We start from the raw sequence: 8,252 nt of genomic DNA on the forward strand, positions 1-8,252 counted from the left end.
CATCCGGGAGCCGGGTGGCCCGAATCCGACAGGAAAGGAGCCGCCATGAAGGATGTGCTGGACGATTTCTGCGTGACCGAGGCGCCCTACTGGCGCGAGACCGGGGACGAGGTCGCGCTGTTCACCGCCGCGTGGGATGCGCGCATTCCCGTGATGCTGAAAGGCCCTACGGGCTGCGGCAAGACCCGCTTTGTCGAACACATGGCCTGGCGGCTGGGCCGCCCGCTGGTGACGGTGGCCTGCAACGAGGACATGACCGCCTCGGATCTGATCGGGCGCTATCTGCTGGACGCCGACGGCACGCGCTGGCAGGACGGGCCGCTGACCTTTGCCGCGCGGCACGGCGCCATCTGCTATCTGGACGAGGTGGTCGAGGCGCGTCAGGACACGACCGTCGCCATTCACCCGCTGACCGACGACCGCCGGGTTCTGCCGCTGGAAAAAACGGGCGAACTGCTCAGGGCGCATCCCGATTTCCTGATGGTCATCAGCTATAACCCCGGCTACCAGTCGCTGATGAAGGATCTCAAGCAGTCCACGAAACAGCGCTTTGGCGCCATGGACTTCACCTGGCCCGGCCCCGAGGTCGAGATCGAGATCGTCGCGCATGAATCCGGCGTGGACGCGGACACCGCCCGCAAGCTGGTCGAGATCGGTGCCCGGTCGCGCAACCTCAAGGGTCACGGCCTGGACGAAGGCGTCTCGACCCGGATGCTGATCCATGCCGGCCGGCTTATCAGGGGGGGGATCGCACCGCGCGCGGCCTGTTCCATGGCGCTGGTTCATTCGATCACCGACGACCCGGACATGCGGGATGCGCTTGATGCTGCCGTCGCAACCTGGTTCTGAAGCACTGCCCCAGGATCACGCGGGCCTGGCCGACAGCCTGAACGTCCCCGTGGCCGAGGTCCTGCGCGCGGCGCTGCCCGATGCCCGGCGGCGCCTGTCGCCGCGCGCGTTCGACACCTGGCTGCGCGGGACCGATGCGCTGGCGCGGCTGGGCCGGGGCGACGATCTGGTCATCGCCTGGATCGAGACAGCCCCTGCCCTGGCCCGCGACCTGGGCGAGGACATCCTGGCAGAGCTTCTGCCCCAGATTCTGGGGTTCGCCTCGCGCACCTCGGGCGCGGTGATCGCCCAGCTTCTCGGGACCGCGCCGGTGGCGGCCGCGCGGTTCGGCGATGCAACGCTGTTTTTGCAATACCTGCGCTTCGTCGAACACATGCTGGCCCGCGCGCCGCGTGCGCTGCGGCCCATGCTTGACCACCTTTCGGACCTGCTGGCGGTGCTGACGCTGGGCGGCCTGCGCCGCTGGGCCGACTGGGGCATCGACGCGCATCGCACCGATTACAAGGAACTGCTGCGCTTCTTCTCGCTGGAAACCGAGGAAAGCCGTGCCGTGCTGCAGCGCGAGCGCAAGGGCACGCTTCTGGTCGATGTGCAGCGCCGCCTGATGATGTATCTGCGCGCGCTCTGGGCGCGGGATTTCATGCTGGTGCCCACCGCGGGCGATTTCGAAACGCGCGAGGGGCTGCGTCCCTATTACGAGGCCTTCAGCCTGCATCTGCCCGACGCGCTGGACGACTGGAACGATATTCCCGCGCTGACGCTGTATCGCGCGCAGGTGGCCCATCTGGCGGCCCATCTGGCCTGCCTGCGCAAGCCGATCCAGGGCGAGGGGCTGAATGCGCTGCAATCGACCTGCATCGGCCTGATCGAGGATGCCCGCGCCGAGGCGCTGGCGATGGTCCGGCTGCCGCGGCTGCGCGCCCTGTGGGCGCAGTTCCACAGCGCGACCGGCAACGGCATTGCCGGCACCTTCGACGGGATCGCCCGTGCCCTGCTGTTGCCGGACAGCCCGCCCGAAACCGACCTGGCCGCCTGGGTGCGGACAAGGTTCGAGGCCCTTGACCCCGCCGATCCCGACGCGGCCCGTGCGCTTGGGCTGCACCTGGCCGACAAGCTGCGCGGCCAGCCCTATTCCGCCTGGTCCGACCGTCCGTCATGCCCCTACCGCTGCGACAACCGCCTGTTGTGGGAATTCGAGGAGCTCGACTTCGACACCGGCTATCGGCCGCCGCAGCAGGTCCGCCGCTATGTCTCGGTCACCGAGATGGTCAATGAGGTCGAGGTCGAGACGGCGGGCGACGATGCGCAGGAAATCTGGGTGCAGTCGGCCGAGTTCTTCGACGACGACGGCCAGAGCTTCAACGACAAGGAAGGCCGCGAGCCGATCGCCCCGCCGGTCCTTTACGACGAGTTCGATCATGCGATCCAGTTGATGCGCCCGGCCTGGGCGACGGTGCTGGAACGCCGCGCCCGGATGGGAGACCCCGAAGGGGTGGACGCGATCCTGGCCCGGCATCGCCCGGTGATGGAACGTCTGCGCCACAGGCTGGACGCCATGCGCCCCCAAGGCACGCAGCGCCTCCACAAGCTCGAGGATGGCGACGAGATCGACATCAACGCCGCGATCCAGGCCGCCATCGACATCCGCATGGGTGCCCAGCCCGACCCGCGCGTGATGATGCGCCAGATCCGAAGGGTGCGCGACACCGCCGTGATGGTGCTGCTGGATCTGTCGGAATCGACCAACGACCCGGTAAGCGATGGCGCCACCGTAATGGATCTGACCAAATCCGCCTGCGTGCTGCTGTCCGAGGCGATTTCGCGGGTGGGCGATGCCTTTGCCATTCACGGCTTCTGCTCGGACGGAAGGGCGCAGGTCTATTACGAGCGGTTCAAGGATTTCGACCAGCCCTGGGGAACCCTAGCCGCTGCCCGCCTGATGGGGGCCGAGGGGCGGCTTTCCACCCGCATGGGCACCGCGATCCGCCACGCCACGGCCCAGATGCAGCGGGTCAAGGCCGCGCGTAAGCTGATGCTAGTGCTGACCGACGGGGCCCCGGCCGATATCGACGTGCGCGATCCGCAATACCTGCGCGCCGACGCGCGCCGCGCCGTCGAAGAGGCCTTGCAGGCGGGGGTCACGCCCTTCTGCCTGACGCTTGATCCCGGTGCCGACGCCTATGTGCAACGCATCTTCGGCCCCCGCGGGGCCATGGTGCTTGACCGGGTGGAACGCCTGCCCGAACGCCTGCCCCAGCTTTACGCCGCGCTTACCCGATAAGCCGGGGCAGGTAGATGCCGCCGAGCGCCTCGATCTCCTCCCCGCAGCGCTCGGCGGCACGGGTCATGGGTCCGGGACCATCCGATCCCCTGATCAGATACCAGTGCCGCATGACCGGCAGGCCGGGTCCGCGCAGCAGCACAAGCCGGCCGGCCTGCACCTCGTCATGCACGGTATGCAGGGACAGAAAGGCAATGCCCAACCCTGCCAGCACCGCCTGCTTGATGGTTTCGTTGGACGGCATGACGACCGTTTTCGGCGCATGTCCTTCGGCCAGGCGCTCGAAGAATCGCTCCATCAGGGTCCGCGTTCCCGAACCGTCTTCGCGGCTCAGAAAGGTTTCGCGCAAAAGCTGCATCGGATCATAGCCGTCCTTTCCGGCCAGCGGATGATCGGGCGGCAGGACGATGCCATGCGGATGAGGCCCGAGCGGCACCGCCCGCCGCACCGCATTGCGCGGCGGACGGCCCATGATCGTCAGGTCATATTCCCCCCGGGCCATGGCCGCGATGGCATCCGAGCGATTCGTCACCTTCAGCGTGATCTCGACCTCGGGGATGCGATCCTGCAGCATCCGCACCAGGCGGGGGACAAAATACTTGGCGGTGGACATTGTGCCCAGCACCACATGGCCCGACTTTCCCTGCGATACCGCCTCGATCTGGCGTGCGGCCTGCGACAGGTTGGCCTCGATCCGCTGCGCGGCGGCGATCATCTCCTCGCCGGCCGCGGTCGGCCGGAACCCCGTCCCGTCCTGCGGCCGGATCAGCAGGGCAGTCCCGGCCGCCAGTTCCAGGTTCTTGATCTGGCTATGGATTGTCGGGGGGGTCTGGTGCAGAAGGTCCGCAGCCAGCGTCAAGGAGCCGGTTTCCACCACCGACAAAAAAGCGCGCATCTGTTTCAGGGTAACGGCATCGAGGCGCACGATTAGAAATCTCCGAATGATGATTTCAGATTATTAAATTCCTTAAAACCGCTATTCCTGCAAGCTTCATGTCAAGAGAGGGAAAAACACCATGAACGCTTTGGACCGCGTCCCGGACGGGACGAACCCCGCAGTCGCACGGGTGATGGATCGCCTGGCCGGAGTCGCGGCCCAGCTTGCCGGACGGATCGCGCGCGGCGGCATTGATGAACATCTTGGTGGCGCGGCGGGAACCAATACGGACGGCGATGTGCAAAAGGCGCTTGACGTGATTGCGGACGAGGCCTTCATGACCGCGTTGCGCAAGGGCGATGTCCGCCACTATGCCTCGGAGGAACAGGACGGGGTGGTGGAGATGACCGCCGGCGGCATGCTGGCCGTGGCCATCGACCCGCTGGACGGCTCGTCGAACATCGATGCCAATGTCTCCATCGGCACGATCTTCGGGATCTATCCGGCCGCCGATACGCCGGAAGGGTCGTTCCTGCGTCAGGGCCGCGACTTGCTTGCCGCGGGCTATGCGATCTATGGCCCGCAATGCGTGCTGATGGTGTCGTTTGGCAACGGAGTGATTCGCTATGTGCTCGACCCTGCCGAGGGCCGGTTCCGGCTGATCGGCACGGCTGCGGCGATTCCGGCGGATTCGACCGAATACGCGATCAATGCGTCGAACTACCGGCACTGGACCAAACCGATCCGGGCCTATGTGGATGATCGCGTCGCCGGTGCCGATGGCCCGGCTGGCATGGACTTCAACATGCGCTGGATCGCCTCGCTGGTGGCCGAGACGCATCGCATCCTGACGCGCGGCGGGATTTTCCTGTATCCCGCCGACAGCCGCACGGGCTATGCCCGCGGACGCCTGCGCTATGTCTATGAATGCGCGCCCATCGCCTTTCTGATCGAGCAGGCCGGGGGCCGCGCCACCGATGGCGAGAATGCCATTCTCGACGCGCTCCCCGACTCGCTGCATGGGCGCACCCCGTTCGTGTTCGGGTCGGCCAACAAGGTGGCGCGCGTGGCGGCCTATCACGATCTGCCGGAAGCAGAAATTTCCGCCCTTTTCGGGATGCGCGGCCTGTTCCGCGCCTGATCCCCTGCCATTCAGGACCAGCACATGAGCAGCAAGCATCCGATCATCAGCGTCACCGGGTCGTCCGGGGCCGGAACCTCGACGGTCAAAAGGACATTCGATCAGATTTTCCGCCGCGAGGGGATCACGGCGGTGTCGATCGAAGGCGATGCGTTCCACCGCTTCAATCGCGTCGAAATGCGCAGCGAACTGGAACGCCGGCAGGCCGAAGGCGACCAGACCTTTTCGCATTTTTCCTATGAGGCCAACGAACTGGGCGAACTGCAACGGGTGTTCGACGAATATGGCAAGACCGGCACGGGCCGGACCCGCACCTATGTCCACGACGCCGAGGAAGCCGAAAAGACCGGTGTGCCCCCCGGAGAGTTCACCGCCTGGGCGCCGTTCGAGGAAGGGTCCGACCTGCTGTTCTACGAAGGACTGCACGGCTCGGTGGTGAACCGCGACGTCAATCTTGCCGCGCTGGCCGATCTCAAGATCGGGGTCGTGCCGGTCATCAACCTGGAATGGATACAGAAGATTCATCGGGACCGGGAATCGCGCGGCTATTCGACCGAGGCGGTGACCGACACGATCCTGCGCCGGATGCATGCCTATGTGCATTGCATCTGCCCGCAATTCACCGAAACCGACATCAACTTCCAGCGGGTGCCGATGGTCGACACCTCGAACCCCTTCGTCGCGCGCTGGATACCGACGCCGGACGAAAGCCTGATCGTGATCCGCTTCAAGAGCCCGCGCGGAATCGACTTTTCCTATCTTATCTCGATGATCCACGGCTCGTGGATGAGCCGCGCCAATTCCATCGTGATCCCGGGCAACAAGCTGGATCTTGCGATGCAGTTGATCCTGACCCCGCTGATCGAACGCCTTGTCACCAATGCGCGCAAGCTGCGCGGCTGAGGGAGATCCGACATGAACGCCCCATTGACCCTTGCCGACGAACGCCGCATGGCCAACGCCATCCGCGCGCTGACGATGGATGCGGTGCAGGCCGCCAATTCCGGGCATCCCGGAATGCCCATGGGCATGGCCGATGTGGCGACCGTGCTGTTCAACCGGTTCATCACGCTTGACCCGTCGGCACCGGACTGGCCGAACCGCGACCGCTTCGTGCTGTCGGCGGGCCATGGCTCGATGCTGCTCTATGCGATAAACCATCTGCTCGGCTACGACGACATGGACATCGACCAGTTGCGCAACTTCCGCCAGCTTGGCTATCGCACCGCAGGCCACCCGGAATACGGCCATGCCAAGGGGATCGAGGTCACGACCGGTCCGCTGGGCCAGGGCCTTGCGACCGCGGTGGGCATGGCGCTGTCCGAACGGCTGGGCAATGCGCGCTTTGGCGACCTGATCGACCACTTCGTCTATGTCATCGCCGGGGACGGTTGCCTGATGGAGGGCGTCAGCCACGAGGCGATCGACCTGGCCGGGCATCTGGGTCTGGGCCATCTGGTCGTGCTGTGGGACGACAACCGGATCACCATCGACGGGGACACCGATCTGTCCACCTCGACAGACCAGGCCGCGCGGTTCGCAGCCGCCGGCTGGCATGTCCTGAAGGTGGATGGTCACGATGCGGCCGAAATCGCCGAGGCGCTGTCCGCGGCCCGTCGCGATCCGCGTCCCACGTTCATCGCCTGCCGCACGATCATCGGCTTTGGCGCGCCCAACAAGCAGGGCGGCCATGACGTTCACGGCGCGCCGCTGGGCGCCGAGGAAATCGCCGCGACCCGCACGGCGCTGGCATGGGATCATTCCCCCTTCGACATCCCCGCCGATGTCCGCGAAGCCTGGCGCAAGATCGCGCGGCGCGGCGCCCAGGCGCGTGCCGACTGGAACAAGACCCTTGCCGCCAGTTCCAGGGGTGCCCAGTTCGAGGCGCTGCGCCGCGCCGATCCCGCCCCCCTGGCCGCCGCGATGGCCGACTACAAGGCAAAGCTTGCCGCCGACCGCCCCAAGGTCGCCACCCGCAAGTCCAGCCAGATGGCGCTCGAGGTGGTGAATGCGGCCCTGCCCTTCACGATCGGAGGATCAGCGGATCTGACCGGGTCCAACCTGACGCTGACCAAGGGCCTTGCGCCGGTCCGTCCGGGCGATTTCTCGGGCCGCTATGTCCATTACGGCATCCGCGAGTTCGGCATGTCGGCGGCGATGAACGGCATCGCGCTGTCGGGCCTGTTCCGGCCCTATGGCGGCACCTTTCTGGCCTTTGCCGACTATGCCCGCCCGGCGATCCGTCTGGCGGCGCTGATGGGGGTGCCCACGGTGTTCGTGATGACCCATGACAGCATCGGCCTGGGCGAGGACGGTCCCACCCACCAGCCGGTCGAGACGCTGGCGTCCCTGCGGGCCATCCCGAACCTGACGGTGCTGCGCCCCTGCGACGCGATGGAAACCGCCGAGGCCTGGGAAATCGCCATGGCCTCGACCACGACGCCGGTTCTGCTGGCGCTGTCGCGCCAGAACCTTCCCGCGCTGCGCACGACCGCCGAAACCGCGAATCGGTCGGCGCGGGGCGCCTATGTCCTGCGCGATGTGGAAGGGGTGCGCGACGTCACGCTGATCGCCACCGGGTCCGAGGTCGAGATCGCCATGAAGGCCGCCGACCTGCTGGCCGGGGACGGCATCCGGGCAGCGGTGGTTTCGGCCCCGTCCTTCGAGCTTTTCGGGCAACAGGACAGGGCCTACCGGACCGAAACGCTGGGCACCGCGCCCCGCGTCGGGGTCGAGGCCGCGATCCGCATGGGCTGGGACGCGGTTCTGCGTCCCGATGACAGATTTGTGGGGATGACCGGCTTTGGCGCCTCGGGCCCGGCCGACCGGCTTTACGACCATTTCGGCATCACGGACGCCAAGGTGGCAGACGCGGCCCGCGCGCTGCTGTAACGGAAATTTTCATGAACGGAAACGCAAAGCCATGTCTGTGAAGGTTGCGATCAACGGTTTTGGGCGGATTGGGCGGAATGTTCTGCGGGCGATCATCGAATCGGGGCGCACCGATATCGAGGTTGTCGCCATCAACGATCTGGGGCCGGTCGAGACCAATGCGCATCTTCTGCGCTATGACAGCGTGCATGGCCGCTTTCCGGCGCCGGTCG

General features: G+C 66.3%; 7 protein-coding genes. 6 read left to right on the top strand and 1 reads right to left on the bottom strand.

The window, feature by feature from the left end; genetic code table 11:
• The first annotated feature begins 45 nt into the window (after positions 1–45).
• Both EYE42_RS14450 and EYE42_RS14455 read left to right on the top strand, forming a co-directional pair.
• Entirely contained in the window at positions 46–849 is an 804-nt protein-coding gene (locus EYE42_RS14450) for a CbbQ/NirQ/NorQ/GpvN family protein (RefSeq protein ID WP_130992025.1), read from the top strand.
• Positions 815–3,130, top strand: coding sequence for a nitric oxide reductase activation protein NorD (locus EYE42_RS14455; protein WP_246020832.1), 2,316 nt, complete (start codon positions 815–817; stop codon positions 3,128–3,130). Before EYE42_RS14450 ends, EYE42_RS14455 begins: the two co-directional genes overlap by 35 nt.
• Here EYE42_RS14455 and EYE42_RS14460 read toward each other — a convergent pair.
• Positions 3,120–4,055 carry a LysR family transcriptional regulator gene (locus tag EYE42_RS14460; RefSeq protein ID WP_130992026.1) on the bottom strand — a complete coding sequence of 312 codons (936 nt, stop codon included), beginning with the start codon at positions 4,053–4,055 and terminating at the stop codon, positions 3,120–3,122. The genes EYE42_RS14455 and EYE42_RS14460 overlap by 11 nt on opposite strands.
• 91 nt (positions 4,056–4,146) lie before the next feature.
• Between EYE42_RS14460 and EYE42_RS14465 the strand changes: the two genes are divergently transcribed.
• From EYE42_RS14465 to EYE42_RS14480, 4 genes are all read left to right on the top strand, one after another.
• Positions 4,147–5,148 (top strand): class 1 fructose-bisphosphatase, encoded by a 1,002-nt coding sequence (locus EYE42_RS14465; RefSeq protein ID WP_130992027.1) that lies wholly within the window; start codon positions 4,147–4,149, stop codon positions 5,146–5,148.
• Between the two features lie 24 nt (positions 5,149–5,172).
• Positions 5,173–6,051, top strand: a complete 879-nt coding sequence (locus EYE42_RS14470) for a phosphoribulokinase (protein ID WP_130992028.1) — start codon at positions 5,173–5,175, stop codon at positions 6,049–6,051.
• A 12-nt stretch (positions 6,052–6,063) separates the two neighbouring features.
• The gene (gene tkt, locus EYE42_RS14475) at positions 6,064–8,040 is read left to right on the top strand and encodes a transketolase (RefSeq protein WP_130992029.1); all 1,977 of its coding nucleotides are present in this window, start codon (positions 6,064–6,066) and stop codon (positions 8,038–8,040) included.
• A 31-nt stretch (positions 8,041–8,071) separates the two neighbouring features.
• Positions 8,072–8,252 (top strand): glyceraldehyde 3-phosphate dehydrogenase NAD-binding domain-containing protein (locus tag EYE42_RS14480; protein ID WP_246020611.1); only part of this gene is annotated, 181 nt, incomplete at its 3' end.

It is taken from the genome of Paracoccus subflavus (assembly GCF_004310345.1).
GTDB lineage: Bacteria > Pseudomonadota > Alphaproteobacteria > Rhodobacterales > Rhodobacteraceae > Paracoccus > Paracoccus subflavus.

Coding starts and splice junctions, on each gene's coding strand:
- EYE42_RS14450 (WP_130992025.1), top strand. CDS start 46: ATGAAGGATGTGCTGGACGATTTCTGCGTGACCGAGGCGCCCTACTGG.
- EYE42_RS14455 (WP_246020832.1), top strand. CDS start 815: ATGCGCTTGATGCTGCCGTCGCAACCTGGTTCTGAAGCACTGCCCCAG.
- EYE42_RS14465 (WP_130992027.1), top strand. CDS start 4,147: ATGAACGCTTTGGACCGCGTCCCGGACGGGACGAACCCCGCAGTCGCA.
- EYE42_RS14470 (WP_130992028.1), top strand. CDS start 5,173: ATGAGCAGCAAGCATCCGATCATCAGCGTCACCGGGTCGTCCGGGGCC.
- tkt (WP_130992029.1), top strand. CDS start 6,064: ATGAACGCCCCATTGACCCTTGCCGACGAACGCCGCATGGCCAACGCC.